This window comes from Flavobacterium jejuense (assembly GCF_006491595.2).
Classification (GTDB): Bacteria; Bacteroidota; Bacteroidia; order Flavobacteriales; family Flavobacteriaceae; genus Flavobacterium; species Flavobacterium jejuense.
Map to the genome: position 1 here is coordinate 1 of NZ_VEVQ02000004.1, position 20,814 is coordinate 20,814.

Sequence of the window (20,814 nt, forward strand, 5' to 3'; positions counted from 1 at the left end):
TACTAAGCATATTTTGAAGAAGACAACAGGATCAATACTCTCCTGTCCTTCTTGTCCATAATACTTCTTAGTGGATTTATATAGAAACCGAAAATCAATCGCTTTATCAAGTATTCGGTAAAAATTATGCTCTGGAATCAAGTCGGTCAAATGAACTTGATAGAGCATTTTGGGGTTGAGTTCATTTCTTCCTTGCCTGACTAAATTTACAAAAAAAGTACTCTTTTAAATGTTGCCTTTTTGTTATCTTTGATGGAGTTGTGCAACATGCACAGCAGTTACAAGAAATTGCTAGGCTTGGGATTTATCAGAATTGGCAATTGTTGAATCAAAGTTTTTGTTACATTTGTAATTGACAGTGAATGAAGTACGCAACTTCTTGTAGCTGCGAAACGTTGTAGCCAATTAAAACAAAACAGGATGTCGATAACAAAAGAATCAGAATTAATCGGAATGAAAAAAGTTAGTGAAGTTGTTGGAACTACACTAAAATTGATGAGAGAATATGCGAAAGTTGGTATGTCCACTAAAGAATTGGACGAATATGGAGGAGAAATTTTAAAAAGTTATGGAGCTAAATCAGCTCCTTATGAAACTTATGACTTTCCTGGTTATGCTTGTATAAGTGTAAATGAAGAAGCTGCTCACGGAATTCCATCTAAGAATAAAATACTTAAAGAAGGTGATTTGATAAATATTGATGTTTCAGCTGAGTTAAATGGATTTTGGTCTGATAATGGTGGTTCTTTTGTTCTTGGAAAAGACATTCATAATCATCAACCTCTCGTAGATGCATCTAAAAACATTTTACATAAAGCAATTAATAATATTAAAGGTGGAGTGAAAATAGCCGACATTGGACACTTAATAGAAACTGAAGCAAAAAAATCTGGATTCAAAGTGATTAAAAATTTAGCTGGTCACGGAGTTGGAAGAAGTTTGCACGAAGAACCTGAAAATATTTTAAATTATCGAGTTAGAACAAATAGAGAAAGATTTAAAAAAAATACGACAGTAGCTATTGAGACTTTTATCTCTACAAAATCAACTGTTGCGGTAGAATTAAATGACGGTTGGACTTTAGTTGGAAATAAAGGTGGATATGTAACTCAACACGAACAAACAATATTGATTACTGACAACAAACCTGTGATTTTAACGGAATCAAATGGAATATGGAATTAAAACTGGCTACAACAAAGAACTGAGATAAAAAACAAACTTTTTTAGAGTAATTTTTCACACTATTCGTCTAGGCTTACATTATTATTGAAGCCTTATTTCTTCTTTTTTGCTTATAATTTAATTTGATCCTAATACAGAAACAAAAGTTTCATCATAAGGATTTCCTGATTTTGCAATGGCAAAGGATTGTTTGAAGAGTTTGTTTGAAACTGCTATTAATGCTAGCTTTTTACTCTTACCTTTGTTTACTATTCGTTCGTAAATTGCTTTACAAGCCTTATTGTGCTTACAAGCATTGAAGGAACATAAAAAAACAAGATTTCGTAATTTTCTGTTTCCTACTTTGCTAATCCGACTGTGACCCTTAACACTACTCCCTGATTCTCTTATGGTTGGTGTGATTCCAACATAGCTGCATAATTGTGATGCTGTTTCAAATTTCTTAAATCCATCGGTTACGATAATTAAGAACAAAGCTGTTTTCAAACCTATCCTTGGGATACTCTGTAATAGTGTCAATTGATTTTGTTGATCTTGTTTTATCAAACTAAGCAACTTTTGCTCAATGCCTAATATCTCTTTATCAAGATGTTTTTTGTTTCTATTTAAAGAACGATACACCCATTTAGATGGAGTTCCCAAGACTTCTTCTCCATGTAATTTGTTTTTAGTTGCTGTTCTTTTTTTGATAAAACTATCTAGTAATCGAAACAGTTGTAGGCATTCACTTTGAACATCGGTAAGTGCATTATACAGTGGAACCTCATGTATCATACCGTAATTACAGATTGCTTTTGCATCGCTCTTATCGGTTTTTACCTTTACTAATTTCATCTGGATAAATCGTTTTACTGACAAGGGATTTACTACTGAAACAATCACATTTTGTTTGTATAAAAACTGTGCAAATCGGTAATGATAATAACCTGTAGCTTCCATAACTACTAAACTATCTTTTGATAGAATTTCTAGAAACTTTTTGAATCCAGTAGCTTCATTCTTAAATTGTAGATGTCCTTGAACACTACCATAACAATCAAAAACATCTTTACTAATGTCAATTCCAAAAGTTTCATTATATTTATTCATTAGAAATAATTTATGAAAGAATAATCTACTTAACTCACAACAACTTGAAAACGAGATCTAAGTCTCACAGAACTGAACGCGATTTTTAGTAGAAAAGAGAGAGGATTATCAATGTTGTCGAAGTCAACACTTCACCGTATATAGTAACCTTAATTCTCTCTTTTATTCTTTCTGATTAATAATATGTAATTTAGTTATTTAATTAAAATGCTAACTTAAGATGTATAAAATTAATGGCTAGTTCTCGCCTACTTACGAAAATCCTCGCGGATTTTCTATCTAGTAATTATTTGCTAAATTAGGTACTTAAACACGCCACTAATCTTATACATAAACGTTGGCAGTAATGAAATAAAAATCAAATGAAAAAAAGCCTTGCATTATTAATTACATTATTTATTAGCTACCAGATTTCTGCTCAAGAAAAATCTCCATACGATTATATTAAAGTTTGGAACTTTCTGAAATTTTATCACCCCGATTTAGCGAGTGGTAAAATCGATACAGATAGTCTTTTTCTGGAAAGCATCAATCAATCTCAGTACCTAGATATCAATGAATCCATTGAGTTACTTACCAAAAACTTGAATAATCAATTCACGACAAAATCAAAACCCAATGAAGAAACTGATGTTTTACGCATAAATCAGGATTTTAGTTGGTATCGGGAGAATCCAGACATTACACGCAAATATCGCAAACTCCTGAACAAAATTTACACCCATCGCTTTACGGGGGAACATTACTACGATGTTTCGCAAACCGTCTATAAGTATATCATTCCACATGAAAAACCCTACGATTTTGGTGTAGAAACGCAAATACCCTTAGCATATCGGTTGCTCGCTATGGCAAAAATGATAGGTACCATCGACTATCTGTATCCATATAAATATTTAATGCCCGAAAATGCAAATGATGAACTCAAAAAATTAATTCAACAGTCCATAACCTGCGAATCCAGAAAAGAATTTGAAACCATTTTGGCAAAAACTGCCGCTCTTTTTGAGGACACCCATGCCTTTGGTTTTTACAAAAAATTGCATTACCAAAAAGAAATCTACCATAAAAATTATTATGCTCCTTTTGATTATCACGTGTTTGAAGACCATATTCTTGTGACAAACCTAATCACTCCAGACGTATGTAAAGAAGCCGGTATTGCTGTAGGTGACAGGATTATGTCAATTAATGATATTTCTGTGAAAGATATGATCAGAGAGAAATCGACACTGCTTTCCACTTCTAATAAAAACAAATTATTGTACTATTTATCGGACTATATCAACAACTTAATCTGGACAGATGATTTGCAAACTAAAAGTTTACAAATTCAGAAATACCCGGATAGAAATGAAACAACCATAAAGCTCGCATTAATAGATCCTACCAATAAAAAACAAGCCATACAAATCAACGAATACTACCAACAAAAGTTGAATAAGAAAGCGGCTCGCAAGTTGGAACATGATGATATTGCCTATTTCAGAATAGATCAAACCCTTTCTTTCATAGATGATGTTGAAGATGATGAAATAGATGCTACTATGGATAAGGTCTTTGAAGAGGCGGCTGCTAAAAAAGCGATTGTTTTTGATATGCGGGCATATCCTGATTGGGGTGGATTTGCCTTTAACTATGTGTATGATTATTTTTCACCCAAAGAAAATTGGTTTGGGAAATATTACCAGCAAAACCTAAATAATATAGGAACCTATACCTATGTATACAAAAGTGCTACAATTGAGTATTTCCCAGATATTACAGACAAAACCACGCACAGCTACAACGGGAAAGTCTTTATCATTGTTGACCCCGCAACGCAAAGTATGAGCGAATGGAATACTATGAATTTTCAGCATGTATTTCCACAAGCCATCACAATTGGTGAACAGACGGCAGGTGCGGATGGTGACATGAAGTATCTTACCCTGCCGGGTGGATATTCCTTTGGCTTTACTGCCAATGCCTTGTTCTACCCAGATAATACACTCACGCAAAAAGTAGGGGTTAAAATAGATGAGATAATTCACTATACTGATACTGATATATTGAATCAAAAAGATATTCCGTTTGAGATTATTCTAAAAGCAATTGAATAAAAAGACACTACTGCCAACACGGGTGACTGTTGCACAACCTCTCCAAAAAGCTAAATTTTCTAAATAAATAAAAATAGTAACCTCATTTAAAGTGATTTAAACGAGGTTTCTTTTTTGACTAAAGGACAATTTACAAAAATTGATAGGCTTAAAAAAGCTGTTTTTAACTCATAAAATTGTGTTTTTAGAAAAATGTGTACTTTTCCTTGTTGTACATATAAAACTTGCGCTATTACTTTTGGTTTTTTTCACAATGAACCCCATGTATTTCTTTAAATTATAGGTCATTGATGCCATGAGTACGTGTTTATTGGCTTGTTTAATGCCTCTTGAGTTAACTTTCTTCATATTCAGAAAGTTAACAACATAAAGACAATACTTTTTTAAACAGCTCCATGAAGACTTCTTCTCCATAGAGTTGTCTAGTTCTTGAAATAGCACTATGCCAAGGTAAAACTTCATCAATGTCGTAGCGAATAAATAAACGAACATCTAAACAGTTGGATCAATACTCGATGAGTTTTCTATCAGAATTAATGTTATTCAAATAGACTACTAAGCATATTTTGAAGAAGACAACAGGATCAATATTCTCCTGTCCTTCTTGTCCATAATACTTCTTAGTGGATTTATATAGAAACCGAAAATCAATCGCTTTATCAAGTATTCGGTAAAAATTATACTCCGGAATCAAGTCGGTCAAATAAACTTGATAGAGCATTTTGGGGTTGAGTTCTTTTCTTCCTTGCATGACTAAATTTACTAAAAAAAGTACTCTTTTAAATATTGACTTTTTGTTATCTTTGATGGAGTTGTGTAACAAGCACAGCAGTTTGTAGCAATTGCTAGGCTCGGGCTACTTCGGAATTCTCTCCGAAAATTCCACGAGGAGTTTTGTACTTGTAATCTTTTGTTATAAATTTACGCAACTGCCACAAGCAGCCGAACGTATGCAAGTTAAAAACCTATTCGAATGAAAAAAATTTTAGAATTTATTTTTATTGGCTTGCTTTTTTGCAGTTGTACAACCAAAAGAACTGAATTGGTGCTTCTTGGAACTGTTCATCAGCCTGTCCAAAATTTTACACCTGATAGCCTTTACAACATCTTGGTTAAAATTAAGCCAGACTTAATACTTTTCGAAGTGGACTCTTCGTTCTTTACCAAAAATTTTGACTTTAAGAAAACTTGGAATAGTAATGAGAATATTGCCACCGTAAAGTATATGAACAACTTTGATGTGGATGTAAGACCATACGAATTTACAGGAAGAAACGAATACAGGATAAAAATTGGGTCTCGACCAACAGATAGTAAAGCGTTAAAATTATTGGACAGTCTTTACAAAAATAATCAGATGAACTCGTTGAACAATAGAGTCTATCAAAACTTTCTTGAAGTAAATGATAATCTTAATTCATTTGCCTATTTAGGTGCCCAAGCCTTTAATAATCTTGAAACAGATAAAATTGCTGAAATTCGGCAAAAATATCATTATAAAGAGTTTTTGGGTATTATGTCTGAATATCCAATTTTCGCTGACACATATTACGTTAAAAGTGATGGTGATAGCATTAGTTTTTTTGAAGGTTTCAAAAGGGCTTCAGAATTTTGGGACTTAAGAAACCACACAATGTCTAAAAATATTTTGCACTTTGTTAAAGAATATCATGGCAAGAAAATAATTGTATTGAATGGTTATTTTCACAGGTATTATCTGAATTCTTTAATTAAGCCTAAAGAAGAAGAATTGAATTTCACTATAAAAGAATTTTACGAATACTAAATACAGTTGCCAACAGTAATAACTGTTTCACAATGATGGTACACAATTGGGGTGAAAGCAAAAAATGAAACAATAGACATAAAATAAAGGTTAATGCTAAACTGAAAAGTTAGGATATAAAATCCACAACTATTTATAAACGAGATCTTCATATACAAGTACCTAGGACAACAATAATTACAATAAATGAATTATTTCAATCTAAAAAATGTCGCTGAAAGATACTCTAAAGGTCGTCCGAGCTTTCATAACAACACCATTGAAAAGGTAAAGACATTCCTTAAAATTGATTCTAAAATAGACAAAGCATTAGACGTTGCTTGCGGAACGGGCTTGTCCACAAAGGTATTGTTGCATATCGCAAGATCTGTTTACGGAACAGACTTATCTATAGAAATGTTGAATAATGCTTCATCCAAAGACCAAATCAATTATTCGATTTCTCCTGCCGAAAATCAGCCATTTAACGATGATGAGTTTAACCTAATCACAGTTTGTTCTGGAATTCACTGGTTCAAAATCGATGCCTTTTTAAACGAAGCCAATCGTCTTTTGAAGAGTAAATCCTTTCTCATTATTTATGACAACTATTTCATTTCCTATATGGTAGATGTTCCTGAATTTGAACGATGGTTTCCTGATATCTATCTGAAAAACTTTCCTTCTCCAAAAAGAAACGATAACTATAATTGGAGTTCGGATAATTTAAGTAGTAAAAACTTCTCACTCTTAAAAGAGGAATCTTTTAAGAACCCAATCAGCTTTACGAAGGCAGATTTAATTCTGTATTTCACAACGCAAAGTAATATTACCGAAGCAATCAGTAATGGAGACAATTATAGAAGAATTGAATTATGGTTGGATAATGAACTTACGCCATTTTTCGAGGATGAAACAACAGTGAGAACCATCAACTTTGGCAACTGGATTAAATACATTCAAAGAAACAATTAAAACCAACCTATAACATGCGCTAAAGAAATAGGGCAACAATTATGTCCGAGAAAATCCCTACTTTTCCTAGCACCAGACGTTATAGCTTATTACTTCCGAACTTGCGCAGTAAGATTAAAACTTGTATTACGAAAAGCAAAAAAACAAAAGCCTTTACTCTACTTTCTTAGTTTAGCACAACAGAAACTACATACTTTTTTTATTTTTTAAATCCAAATTCTGGCTGTTTTTTCTTCCGAATTTTGTCGGCAAACGAAACGTCGAATTTTGAACATTGAGAATAAACGAGACTTGAAAAACCAAACTTTGTCTAAAAACGTAACGTGAAGAATACGAACTTCTGAAAATTGAAAAGTTGAAAAATTTTACGCATAGATTTTTAAATCACTTTGCGCCCAATTCGTGCCGAATTGACGCAGTTGATTTAAAAAGAAGCAAATCATAACAGCACCTACACTCAATGCTTGGTTGGTTTTGTCTGGAAAATCTTTCGGATTTTTCCAAAGTTTGTCTATATTTGTAATGGTTCGCTAATCTGTTAACATTATTGTGAAGTGTAGTTACAACACATTGGCAGTCATTATGACGAGAATCAATACCATTTTAGCTATAAAAGCGTCAAATGGTTGAAAATCAAATCAATGAAAACATTCTTCGCAACTTTATTCACTTTCATTTCCTATATTTCTTTAGCTCAAATAAATGATATCCCAACTATTAATAATGCCCTTGAAAAATATAGCTTTATTCAAGAGCAAATTATTGTAAATAACGACACGATAACTTATTATTTAAAGAATACTAAAACTAAACCAAGCAACTTGGTGGTCTTTATCCAAGGTACAGATGCAAATCCAATTTTTTCATATAAAGTAGATAAAGGAAAAATCACGTATTACCGCTGGTTTGGAAATGATTATAAAAGTTTAGATTCTACTTATACATACGCTATTATTCCAAAGCCTGGAATGGAAGGACTTTATAAAGACGGTGAGATTATTATTCCAAAAAGCTATTACGAAAAAAACTACCTTGAGTACAGAATAAAACAGATAGATGTATCAATTAACCATATCATAGAGAAGCACCTTAACAATCCTAAAAAAATTATTGTTTATGGTCATTCAGAGGGTGCGGCAATTGGAGCAGCTCTAGCAACAATAAATAAAAAAATAACACATTTAGGATTTTGGTCAGGAAATGTTCTAAACAACTTCTATGAATTTGCTCTCTTCAATAGAATTGAATCCTTAAAAGGCTTAATCTCTGACGAAGAAGCTCATCAAAATATAATGGGAATTATAGAATGGTATAAGTCAGTTGTAAAAAATCCCAACTCAACCGAAATCGACCATATTGGATTTACCAACAAACGTTGGTCTTCTTATGAAAAAGCACCTCTTGATTATTTAACGCAACTAAATATCCCAATATATGCCCTTTTCGGGACTGAAGATGAAAGTACACCTATTGAAACAGCTTATTTACTTCCAATTAAATTCATAGAAAAGAGGAAAGAGAATTTGACTTTTGAAGTTTGTATTAGTTGCGACCATTCTTATAAATTAAAAACAGATGTTGGGCAAAAATCTCATTGGAATGAACAGTTTAAAAAGTTCATTGAATGGACAGATAAGACAAAATAACGAACTGCCAACACTGTTTAAAAATAATTACTTGGTTCTAGCCTACTCGGAAAATCCTGCGGATTTTCTATTCAGTTTTTATTTACTAAATTAGATGCTTAAACACGGTACTAATCATATGCTTAAACATTGTGCAACATTATCAGAAACCACGAACCAATAATTAAAATTCTTCAGAAAAATATAAGTAAATAAATAAAAGCCTACATGAAGTAATGACAAGCACACATTAGTGTAGTGATTTTTTTATAAATATTTAGTTTTGTGTATACTTTTAGATTTAATTGGTACGCTAGGCTACAGTAAATAGTACATCAACTTAAAACCCTTCTCTATGCAATATGATATTAAGAAAAACACCTTTGTAACTGTATCAAGGAAAAAGTTCCTTGATTATCTAAATCAGTTACCTTCAATTAATGATTATATTTATCTCATTAATGAATCGAATCCAAAAGAGGAAGAAAATGAATTTCAAGTTTTCATAGGAGATATAGACACACAAGAAAGTCTAACGTTTTCTAGTTATCATACCTTGATCATTGGAAATGTAACTACCAAATGGTTAGATTGTAGCAATAACAACGCATTAGGGTTTGATGAGGGAGGAAGCACTATTATAATGGGTAATCTAACTTGTGAATATTTCACAGGAGAATATCATAAACTAGTATTCATAGATAAAAACATTCATGTCTCTAAAGTACTTCATAATGCATTTGACGGCTCTTATTTAGTTGCTTTAGGGGATTTAAAAGCAACCTATTTTGCCGGATTAGATTATGGTACAGAAGTAGGAGGAGTTGTAGAGTTGACCTACGGAGAAGGATCTTGCTTACATATTAACTCTGCTGACTCCATTAAAAAAAAGATAAAACCAAGACATTCAGAAACCGAATCTCAAAAATTCTTGAAAGTAGAGTATACAGCTAATGAATTTAAAACTAGAGACAGTTTTCTTAAAGTAATGATTAAAACAGATATAACCGACTCGGAAAAAAACTAAATTCAAACAAGACTTGGAAAACAAAAATAGAATGAAAAGGTAAGTAAAAATACGCTCGAAAAAAGACTCCTTGATTGCATTCTTCAACTAGATACGTTTTGAAACTGGAAAGAACATAGTAAAAGCATATAACAAACACGCAACTTTTACACATAAACTTTGGTATTCATTTAAATTCATAAGATTGACACAATTATTTTTTTAGTGAATTAAAAAAATTAATTATTTATAATAAAAACTACACCCTTTCTAAAACTAAATAAATTATGAACGCGGAAGAAATATACAAAATTCATAATGCAATTGGATTTCCATCAATAACCCCAAAAAAACAAGCCGAAATCTTAATATCACACAATGTCGAAATCATCAATAAATTAACCCCAGGTTTCAAAGCTGAATTTATTCCATCAAATGTTGTGAAACGCTATGTAAAATTATCAAAGGATGAATTCAGGTTTTTTTTAAAAAGCTATAATTTTATCGAGAAATCTTATGCATATCATATCAAGAATCCAGATTTAGAATGTTGCTGGGTTGAGAAAACAAAAGAGTCTACATATGAATTTAGATGTTCAGAAAGAGGTGTATCTCAATGTATAGAGCAATTTGAAAATTATGATTCTACGATTGATTATTTGGTAGACTGGCATTTTAATATATATAATCTATAAAAACAAAATACCAACATCGCATAAAATTAATTGCTAATGTAAATCAACTTACGAAAATTCTAATATATTTTCTATTCGGTTTGTATTTGCTAAATTAGTGGCTTAAACATGTAACTAACCATAGACAATAACGTTATGGACAAGACAGTCAAAAACTAAGAACTAAAACAGAAATATGATACCAATTAACGATTTACTACTATTTGGATTTGCTGCATTAATTATGGTGATTTCTCCTGGTCCGAATATGATTTATTTAATCTCAAGGTCTTTATCACAAGGAAAAAAAGCTGGAATAATATCTCTTTTAGGAGTAATGTGTGGCTTTTTATTTCATATACTTATGGTGTCTTTTGGACTTACTGCAATATTTTTTGCTGTCCCTTATATCTTTGTTGTGGTTAAATTTCTTGGAGTTGGATACTTATTATACTTAGCCTATAATTCTGTTAAATCAAAAAACAAAATTTCTGACTCTGACCAAAATCTCAAATCAGACAAACCTTTTAAACTCTTCAATATTGGACTTCTGACTAATGTCCTGAATCCAAAAATGGCAGTATTTTATCTTTCATTTTTCCCTCAATTTATTAAACCTGAATATGGCTCAATTTTAAGTCAAAGTTTTCAACTCGGAATCATACAAATAATAATAAGTTTTTCAATTAATTTTTTGATTGTTATATCTGCTGCTAGAATAGCAACTTGGTTCTCCAAAAAGCCAATTTGGTTAAGAATACAGAAGTGGTTTATGGCTTCGGTATTAACTGGACTTGCTGTAAAAATGGCTTTGGCAAAAGCGAAATAAAATCCGTTGCACAATAATGTATAAAAACAATAAGGGTTAAGTACCAAGCCCAAAGCTAGTGTATATTAACAAAGTCTGTTAAATTTACAATTTGACGGTTACAAGAAAATTAAGGGTAAAATTGTAAATTTGGCTACATACTAAACTGAAAATAAATGCATTTTTAATCTCTTACTATTCTTATACTAATTGTTAACGGTAATTCTACAAATACACAGAATTTAATGACAAAAAAAACATTAATATTATTTGGGTTTATAATTTTAAAGTTTCTACTTCAATATAATTTAATAAGCTCTGAATACGATTTACAACGAGACGAATATCTTCATCTTGACTTAGGACGCCATTTGGCTTGGGGATACTTATCTGTTCCACCATTAACTTCCTGGATTTCGAAGATTATTTACCTTTTAGGAAATTCAGTTTTTTGGATTAAGTTCTTTCCATCATTGTTTGGTGCTTTAACTATTCTTATTGTTTGGAAAGCAATAGAAGAACTAAAAGGCAATCTATTCGCATTAGTTTTAGGGGCAACTTGTGTTTTGTTTTCTGCTCTTTTAAGACTTAATACTCTTTATCAGCCAAATTCTTTTGATGTTTTAAGCTGGACTCTTTTTTATTTCATAGTTATAAAATATTTCAACTCTGAGAAATTAAAATGGCTTTTTGTTGCAGCGTTTGTATTTGGTTTTGGGTTTCTGAACAAGTACAATATCGTTTTTTTACTTATAGGACTGATACCTGCAATTTTGCTAAGTGAACAACGCAAGGTTTTCGGTCAAAAGAAATTATACTTTGCTGCACTCTTAGGCTTATTTCTCATTACACCTAACCTTCTGTGGCAGTACAATAATGATTTCCCTATTATTCATCATTTAAATGAATTAGCAGAAACACAATTAGTAAATGTTGACAGACTTGGCTTTTTAAAATCACAATTACTGTTTTTCATAGGTTCTTTATTCGTGATTATTTCAGCTTTATATGCTCTACTATTCTACAAACCTTTTAAAAAATACAAGACATTCTTTTGGGCATTTTTTTTCACCCTTATTGTTTTTATTTTTTTCAAGGCTAAAGACTACTATGCTATAGGACTTTATCCTATTTACATTTCATTTGGGTCTGTTTTTCTTGCTAATGTTTTAAGGAATGGATGGAAAAAATATTTACAACCTATAGCTATCGCAATTCCCATATTAATTTTTATTCCAATTTTAAATTTTGCGTTTCCAAATAAAAGTCCGGAATATATAATTGAGCATTCTAGTAAATATAAAGAATTGGGACTACTTCGTTGGGAAGATGGTAAAGACCATTTGCTACCTCAAGATTATGCAGATATGCTTGGATGGAAAGAACTAGCAAGAAAAGTTGATTCCATTTATATCAAGGTACCTAACTCGAGCCCAACCCTTATACTTTGTGATAATTATGGACAAGCTGGAGCAATAAATTATTATACTAAAGAAGGAATAAAAGCAGTTTCTTTTAATGCCGATTATATTAACTGGTTTAATCTTGAAAAACAATATATCAATCTTATAAGGGTTAAAAACTACCATGAGAGAGATAATGAATTAAAAGAAACTAGTCCCTATTTTAAATCTAGTATTTTGGCAGATTCAATTACAAATAAATACGCTAGAGAATTCAAGACAATGATATTTGCTTTTAGTGGTACAAAAGTTGACATTAACAAAAGGATACGAAACGAAATTAATGAAGTAAAAAACAACCACTAACACCTCAATGGTTGTTGTACACCATATAAATTTAATTGTTAGTGTAAATCACTTACGAAAATCCGAAAGGATTTTCTGTTCGGTTTGTATTTACTAAATTAGTTGCTTAAAATAAGTAATTTGTCTTATACAAACTAGTGGAAAAAATTTAAGAAAATCCAATGGCAATTAACCAATATATCACTTATATATTACCAAAAAAAGCGATTGAAGCAAAATTTGGAGAGATACCTCATCAGTTAGAAATTAAAAATCCCGAATGGGAAAAATATACTGCATAACGGAATCGCCATTTGTAGCAATTGCTAAGTTTGGCTTGTGTTTGGAATTTTTTGAGAAGACTCAAAACGCTTTTGTAATATTTATTCTTAAATTAATTTTGGTTTATATCTATAATTCTTAGCTAGAAATGTAATGAATAGATTTAAACAAATTCAGCTACAATTACTACATAAACCTGAAACAAGTCCATTAAACCCTTCAAGAACGTAACCTTTTGGAAGATTAATTTGAAGCTCTTCATTCAAACATTCCACCTTCTCACAGGTATTACACTGAAAATGAATATGATTGTGATTGTGATTTTCTTTCTCACAATTCGTGCAAATAGCAAAATACTGTTTCCCATTTACACCAACAATACGATGAACAATTCCCTCTTCTCTAAACCTATTTAATATTCTATAAATTGTTGCCCTATTATAATCCTCTACTACAGCTTCTAGCATTTCATGACTCATTGCTGAACCTTTAGATTTTAAAGCTTCTAAAACATCTCTTTTTGATTTTGTTTTTCTTCTATTCATGTTTTTTGTTATTGCGATAATGTTGCAATAATACAAATATTTTATATCTTTGACAAATATTACAATGACAAATCATTCAAAGTGAACTTCAATAAAAACTGTCTTTTGCTTCTTCTTATTTGGCTTAACCTGGTTTTTATGAATTCCTTTAAACTTTTAAAACAATGGAAAACAAAAAAGAATTTGACGCAGTAATTGTTGGTGGCAGTTATGCAGGCTTATCGGCCGCAATGACATTAGGCAGATCATTAAGGTCAGTTTTAATTATTGATAGTGGTAAACCTTGTAATCTGCAGACACCTCATTCACATAATTTTATTACCCAAGATGGAGCTACACCTAGAGCAATTTTTGAAAAAGCCAAAGCACAAGTTTTAGAGTATCCAACCGTTAAATTCATAGATGACTCTGTAATTTCAGTTTCTAAAATCTTAAATAGATTCAAGATTGTCACTCAATTAAAACAAGAGGTAAAGGCAAAAAAAATTCTTTTCACCACAGGAGTTAATGACATAATGCCAAACTTAAAAGGATTTGCAGAATGTTGGGGAATTAGCGTTTTACATTGTCCTTATTGCCATGGTTATGAAGTTGCAAAACAAAATTTAGGAATAATTGCTAATGGGGAAACTGCATTCGATCTTTGTAAACTAATTCAACATTGGTCTGATAAATTAACTCTATTTACAAACGGGAAATCAGAGTTAACTATTGAACAACTTAATCTAATTAAAAAGCTCAAAATTGAGATTATTGAAAAAGAAATTGAAGAACTCATTCATAAAAATGGAATTTTAGAGAGTTTATCTTTTATAGATGGTACAAAAATAGTATTGGATGCAATATTTTCGAGGGTTCCATTTAAACAACATTGCGAAATCCCTATTACTATGGGTTGCCAAACTACAGAACAAGGTCACATTACAGTCGATTTCTCCCAGAAAACAAATATAGATGGTGTCTTTTGCGCAGGTGACAATACATCTCCATTCAGAACGGTTTCATTGGCATCATCATCAGGAACTAAGGCAGGAGCTTTCATCAATATGGAACTACTGAACGAAGAATTAAATCAAATTTAAACAAAATGAGCTCGATATAATATCGAGCTCATTATTATCAAAATTAATTATAAATTTGTCTAGGCTTTTTTTACATTCTAATAAGTCATACTAGTAGTTCTTTACTTATTGAATTATGATTTTCTTAATTATTGTTCTTTCTTTTGCTTTCAAATTAATAATATACACTCCTTTTGCTACATGTATTGGAATTTTAATCGAATTTTCATTCGAATTTAATTCTTTCTGAAACACCTCTTGTCCAATCACATTGAATAATTTTATCTTTTCAAGTAGTTTGTTGTCCGAATTATTAATTTGAAGCAATTGACTTTCTATATTAAAGAATAAAGAAATTCCTTCTATTAAAAAACTATCATTTGACAAACTAGTATTTTGAAACACCAGTTCAAATCTATTATCATCTATTCCTGTATTAACTGTTGTTGTATAATTACTAGCTTTTATATCGTGAATTATACCAAGTAAATTATCTTTTAAATAAATTTCTTTATCATTTGGAATGTTCTCCAAATCTTCAATAGAAAAAGTAGCGATACCTGTATCTCTTGTTTTAACTTCTAATGGTAAAACAACACTAGGGTCTATCGACGGAACTCCTTGTATAATGTAATTTTCTTGATCAATTCTCCAATTTAAATCATCAAATAGTGTATCGATATTTTTACCATCATATCGGTTATCATAATCAAATGTAGTATTTTCATCAACAGTAACTAATAATTGTCTATGGATTCCTCCTGAGGAATTGTATCCTAATCTAATTTTCATTCTTTCATCCGAAGAGCTTTGATTAGCAACAATTGTATTCGAACCGTTTCTAACAAAAATTGAATTTCCAGAAGCTTCTGTTACAAACTCTCTTTGTCCATTATTAAAGTGTACCATTCCATCATTAATGGCTTCAACAAAGAAACCTTGTGCGACAGGAATACAAAGTCTAGGTAGTTTTGTGGGCGTTCCTCCTGTTCCAACTAAAGGATCATTAACTCCATAAGAAGCATTTACAACTGCTCCTGATAAATTAAATAATGCATATCCTCCTTGATATTCTTCTAAGATATGGCTTCCTCCACCCCAATGTTCCCAAAATTTAAGTGTTCCTGTTATATCTGGATTGTCTAGAATAAATTGCTTGGCACTTAAAGCAGAAGGATATGGATTACCTACCAAATAAATATTATTAGCTGTTATGGGTAAATCAATATCTCCGTTATTTGGTTTTCCTTCAAATACATAGTTTTGTTCGTCTAAAATGTCTCCTGTATTAGGTCCTTTCATGGTAAAACCTTCGCCTGAATTCAAGTTCCCATTATGTCTTACATGAATCCAGTTTGCATATAATCCTGGTAGGTTAGTGAATTTCCACATCCAATATGTACTTAACGTTATTGGACTTGTTGGAACTCCATCAGCTGCTGTATACAAAGGTTGAAAAGTAATGGTAGTAGGTTCATTAGGGTTTGTTCCATCTCTTAATACTTCTTGAATAGTATAAGTTCCATTATTAATACTTGTATTAACAGGCATTACAGGAGATGAAAAATAATTATACGTAAAATTATCAGCTGTCCCCTGTTGATCTCTTTCTAGACTTCCTTCACTTGTAACATCTAGAATACTTTCTGAAGTTTGCACTAATTGTGATTCATTTTGTAAATCTAATTTACCATCTAGTTTAAGGTACCATGAATTATTAACTTCTATATCGCTTAACGTTTTTAAAGTAGTTCCATTATCAACAATTAACCCTAAACCTTTTATATTTGAGTTAATCAACACATTGTTTTTTATATGAACAATAGCACAACTACTATTACTTAGGTCAGTATTCCAAACTTCTGAGTACTTCCAAATGTTTTCATTTGACCAATTCCCATCGGCTGATGTTTCATAAGGTAATGGTGCTGTTTGCTGAAAAATATGTTTAACATTATATATTTTTGCTCCACTTACTTCATCAATTTCTGGTGTAACTAAATTATCTAAAATGTCATCTTTATAGGAATCCATTCTATAATAACGAAGTAAACTGGAAGACGATAAACCTGAAATATCAATCGGAATAACAGCACCTCTACTAAAATTAGAATTGTCTAATTCTTGATACACCATTTTTTGAAGTTGATTTTCAGTAAGCGCTACATTAAAAACTCTAACTTCATCTAGTTGTCCTTTAAAATAATTGCCGTTAGTTACTGTTGGTAAACTTCCTATTCTGAATATTGTATTGGAGTTATTATTGATTACTCCTGGAGCAGCAACAGTGTTTTTAAGTTCGCCATTTACATATAGTTTTACTTCTGAATTTAATCCATCAAAAACTGCTGCAATATGAACCCATTTGTTTGTACTTAAAATATTACTACCACCAGTTAAGCTTATATTTGATCCATTGAGTACAACACCGAATTGTTTTGTTGCTGTAATCTGTAAGTAAAAATTTTCTTGACCAACAACTACTCCATTACCTACCATTGTATCATCTATTTTTATCCAGCTCATTAAAGTAGCTTGTTGTAACCCTAAGATGATATCAGCATCTTCTTCTACGTAGTCATTTCTACCATCAAAATATAAATCATATTTATCACTTAAATCTCTTGGCGAGCCAAATTGAGCATCATTGGTGTCAAAATCAAATAAAAGACCATCAAAATCATTGTCTGTACTTCCATCTATAATTCCATCATTATTTGTGTCTAAGTCTGTAAAAATAGTAGTAGTAATATCATACTGCCCAGTAACATCATTATAAGCATCCAAATAATCAGGAATACCATCATTATCTGAATCTATGGGATCTGCATAGGAATTAGTTCCAAAATCATTTTCGTTTTCATCATCATCATTAGTATCAATTAGATTTAATATTCCATCATTATCAAGACCATCATTTAATATTCCTTCAATGTTTGCATCAGATCCATCTCCAAGACCATCTCCATTTACATCTAGATCTCCGTATCCGTCATTTTCTAAGACATCAAAAACACCATCATTATCAGAGTCTAAATCTAGAAAATCATAAACGCCATCTTCATCACTATCCAATGGTACACTATTTTCTAATGCATCATGCATGCCATTCCCATTAGCATCTACCCAACCTGTTCCAAAAGTAGTTCCGTCATAATCTGTATCATAATTCAATAAGGTTACTTCTCTTATATTTAAAATACCATCATTATCATTATCTAAATCAAATAAATCAGCCACTCCGTCTCCATCTCTATCACATAATTTTTGTGTAATTTTAATATCATCAATAGCTAAATCATTTCCTAAACCTCCAGTTGCTTTATTGATAAGTTGTATTACAAAATCGGTTTCTGGAAAGGTGATACTCTGCGTTATTACTCTCCAAACTGATTCAGTACAGTTATCTAATGGATCCGTACTATCACATCGTGTAATAACTCCTGTATCATAAGAATAAAGAATGGTTTGCCTATCTAAAGACAGAAACTGTACCGTTAGTTCTGGTAAAATTCTACCAGAAGCTCTATCTAAATTAATTACAGCAAATGACGATTCTATAGGTGCATTGGCTACAATTCCCCTCACTTCATATTCATAAAAAATACCAGGAGTATAAGAAGCGTTAAAAATAGCCATTCTTCCATTTGCATCTCCTGGAGTATGATCTTCTCCATTATACCAAGCCGCTTCTGCCCAATTAGCTAAATCTGGTCCTGTTGTAGAAATATCAGTTACTCCATCCCTATTAGATACCGAATAATGAACCGTATATTTCCCATCATCTAAATCAACAATATTATTACATTCATCTAAAGCTCTTGCAGTAGTACCGTCTTCATAACAATAAGTAGTAGTGACTCCAAAATTGACACCATTAATTCTTGTTCGTTCCGTTCCAGAACCAAAATTTTCATTTAAAAAAACCACATCAACAGTATTTGAAAGGCTATTTTCTAAACACGATAATTGTTCTATACTATCTCTTATCCCATCATTATCATCATCAATGTCAATATTATTTGTTATTCCATCACCATCTGTATCTGGATAAAAACTTACCCCTTCTCCAGTAATATCAAAAGTAAATGTGGGTTCGTCTGGATCATTACTATTTATTACTACACTAGCACTATAATTCCCTATCGCTGCAGGGTCAAAACCTATTACAAAAGTAAAACTTCCTCCAGAAGGTATTATCGTATTTGCAGCAGGTTGAGAAAGTATGGAAAAAGAACTACTGGAACCTGGAACTAAACTTATAGGAAGACTCCCCAATTGTAAATCTTGACCTCCATTATTTCTTATTTGAAATTGTTTGGAAATGCTTCCCGAACTTACATCCGCTAAACTAAAATTAGTATTATTTAGTAAAGATGTAACCGTGCCATTATTTACCAGTGAAATATTGTTTCCTAAGATTTTAATATCTTGATTAGAAGATGGGTCTATTGCAATTGACACTTTATAATCTTCAAACTCCTCTGGTTGATTACCTGTATTTCCGCAAGGATTCCCTGAGGAAAAATACAAGCGAGAACCCACTCTCATTATTGTATTTCCAGAAAGTGCATTTGCAGGAATTGTTATATTTCTAATTGGAAAAGGGAAAGTTGCTTCTTCACCTCCAGTTCCATTTGTTTCGTATACTTTTTCAGTATCAGTATCGAAAATTCCATCTTGATTAAAATCAATAAAAGCTGCCCAACCCGATCTATGATTTGCACTTGTTAAAGTAGTTGTATTACTTCCTATCGTAATCGATAACGGATAGTTGCCTGACAAATACAAATCTGCAGCTGGTAAATTGGTAAAATTAGCATAACCGCCCTCATTTCCAGATGCATTATTAATTGATGTTGTTTGTCCGGTAAGCGAAACATTTGTAATGAATCTTGAATTTGCTGAATTACTAGAAGGAATGCAAGCACCTAATGTTACATTAATGGAAACTGTACCAGTAAGACAATTAGCACCTGCATCACATAGCGTATAATTAAAACTATCAGTCCCTATAAAATCAGTAGCTGGTACATATTGGAAAATTCCATCTGACATCTCTATTACAGATCCTCCATTTGCAGTTATTAGAGTAGATGAAGTAATTGAATAGTCGTCTCCATCTGAACCAAATGAAGTTCCTATATTATCATTTAAACTCACATTTATCTGATTATTAAAACCAGAACCACTGTTTTTAACAACATTTAAATCATCATTATTTACTATAGGAGTTGGTGAATTCACTACATTGATAGTATAATCCTCGGTCTCTCCGTAGTTGGTTGCATCAATTTTACAAACTGTAGGAACATAATAATTAACCATATTAATTCGCATCCGTTTATTACCTGTGGTAACATTTGATGGAATAGTAATCGTAACTGTTCTAGGAGAACTAACATTATCTGATAACAGGGCAACCTGCTCGTTTGCGTCATCAAAATCATTATCATCATTAAAATCAATCCAAATCCCAAATCCAGGTCTATGTCCAGAATTTGCTTTTGTAGCATGAATGGTTAACGTATAAGATTGACCCATAGTCAAATCTGTCGGTGTTAAAGCAGTCAAATCTGAATAACTATTGGTCGCACTTACATAAGTTTGACTGTGATCTAAGGTGTTTAATTGTACCCTATTGATGTATAATTGGGAAGGATTGTTAAAAGAAGGTGTACAATATTGTGCGTGTATTTTACTAAAGAAAAAAGTAAAATAAATAACGACACACAACATACGTAGTGTAGTAGTTTTTTTCATGTATTAGTAGTTTAGTTGGTTGTTGACTTATTGATGATTTTATAATTACTTAATCATCAATAATATAAGCCTCAAATATAAATAAAAAATTAACATATATATTTATTTTATCGTAAAAAAATGCATTATAACGACAAAAAAAACACTGTTATCCTTTTTTTAACACTAAAATTATAAACAATCTTC

At 31.5% G+C, this 20,814-nt stretch carries 13 protein-coding genes and 1 pseudogene; 10 read left to right on the top strand and 4 right to left on the bottom strand.

Annotated features, from left to right (window positions below; genetic code table 11):
• Positions 1-420: 420 nt before the first annotated feature.
• Positions 421-1,185 (top strand): type I methionyl aminopeptidase, encoded by a 765-nt coding sequence (gene map / locus FIA58_RS06905; RefSeq protein ID WP_140961528.1) that lies wholly within the window; start codon positions 421-423, stop codon positions 1,183-1,185.
• A 117-nt stretch (positions 1,186-1,302) separates the two neighbouring features.
• Here the strand turns inward: map and FIA58_RS06910 are convergent, their stop codons facing one another.
• The gene (locus FIA58_RS06910; RefSeq protein WP_140961530.1) at positions 1,303-2,274 is read right to left on the bottom strand and encodes an IS110 family RNA-guided transposase; all 972 of its coding nucleotides are present in this window, start codon (positions 2,272-2,274) and stop codon (positions 1,303-1,305) included.
• Between the two features lie 362 nt (positions 2,275-2,636).
• Between FIA58_RS06910 and FIA58_RS06915 the strand changes: the two genes are divergently transcribed.
• Positions 2,637-4,376 carry a S41 family peptidase gene (locus FIA58_RS06915; RefSeq protein WP_140961532.1) on the top strand — a complete coding sequence of 580 codons (1,740 nt, stop codon included), beginning with the start codon at positions 2,637-2,639 and terminating at the stop codon, positions 4,374-4,376.
• Between the two features lie 358 nt (positions 4,377-4,734).
• Here the strand turns inward: FIA58_RS06915 and FIA58_RS21430 are convergent.
• Positions 4,735-4,860, bottom strand: a pseudogene (locus FIA58_RS21430) (hypothetical protein); the annotation flags it as partial.
• Positions 4,861-5,349: 489 nt separating this feature from the next.
• Here FIA58_RS21430 and FIA58_RS06925 point away from each other — a divergent pair.
• The 7 genes from FIA58_RS06925 (at position 5,350) to FIA58_RS06955 (ending at position 12,998) form a co-directional block, all read left to right on the top strand.
• The gene (locus FIA58_RS06925) at positions 5,350-6,162 is read left to right on the top strand and encodes a ChaN family lipoprotein (protein ID WP_140961534.1); all 813 of its coding nucleotides are present in this window, start codon (positions 5,350-5,352) and stop codon (positions 6,160-6,162) included.
• Between the two features lie 186 nt (positions 6,163-6,348).
• Complete coding sequence (locus FIA58_RS06930) at positions 6,349-7,116, top strand: class I SAM-dependent methyltransferase (RefSeq protein WP_140961536.1); 768 nt, start codon at positions 6,349-6,351, stop codon at positions 7,114-7,116.
• 641 nt (positions 7,117-7,757) lie between these two features.
• Complete coding sequence (locus FIA58_RS06935) at positions 7,758-8,762, top strand: hypothetical protein (RefSeq protein ID WP_140961538.1); 1,005 nt, start codon at positions 7,758-7,760, stop codon at positions 8,760-8,762.
• Positions 8,763-9,096: 334 nt separating this feature from the next.
• Positions 9,097-9,768: a hypothetical protein gene (locus tag FIA58_RS06940; protein ID WP_140961540.1), complete on the top strand. Its 672-nt coding sequence runs from the start codon at positions 9,097-9,099 to the stop codon at positions 9,766-9,768.
• A gap of 266 nt (positions 9,769-10,034) precedes the next feature.
• A complete protein-coding gene (locus FIA58_RS06945) occupies positions 10,035-10,442 on the top strand; it encodes a hypothetical protein (protein ID WP_140961542.1) in 408 nt (135 codons plus the stop codon).
• Between the two features lie 175 nt (positions 10,443-10,617).
• Positions 10,618-11,250 (top strand): LysE family translocator, encoded by a 633-nt coding sequence (locus FIA58_RS06950; RefSeq protein ID WP_140961544.1) that lies wholly within the window; start codon positions 10,618-10,620, stop codon positions 11,248-11,250.
• 224 nt (positions 11,251-11,474) lie between these two features.
• The gene (locus FIA58_RS06955) at positions 11,475-12,998 is read left to right on the top strand and encodes an ArnT family glycosyltransferase (protein WP_140961546.1); all 1,524 of its coding nucleotides are present in this window, start codon (positions 11,475-11,477) and stop codon (positions 12,996-12,998) included.
• A 434-nt stretch (positions 12,999-13,432) separates the two neighbouring features.
• On the opposite strand, the gene FIA58_RS06960 is transcribed toward FIA58_RS06955, so the two are convergent.
• Positions 13,433-13,804 carry a Fur family transcriptional regulator gene (locus tag FIA58_RS06960; protein WP_140961548.1) on the bottom strand — a complete coding sequence of 124 codons (372 nt, stop codon included), beginning with the start codon at positions 13,802-13,804 and terminating at the stop codon, positions 13,433-13,435.
• Positions 13,805-13,968: 164 nt separating this feature from the next.
• Here FIA58_RS06960 and FIA58_RS06965 point away from each other — a divergent pair, with 164 nt between their 5' ends.
• Complete coding sequence (locus tag FIA58_RS06965) at positions 13,969-14,886, top strand: NAD(P)/FAD-dependent oxidoreductase (protein WP_140961550.1); 918 nt, start codon at positions 13,969-13,971, stop codon at positions 14,884-14,886.
• A 105-nt stretch (positions 14,887-14,991) separates the two neighbouring features.
• Here the strand turns inward: FIA58_RS06965 and FIA58_RS06970 are convergent, their stop codons facing one another.
• Complete coding sequence (locus FIA58_RS06970; RefSeq protein WP_140961552.1) at positions 14,992-20,628, bottom strand: GEVED domain-containing protein; 5,637 nt, start codon at positions 20,626-20,628, stop codon at positions 14,992-14,994.
• Positions 20,629-20,814 lie beyond the last annotated feature (186 nt).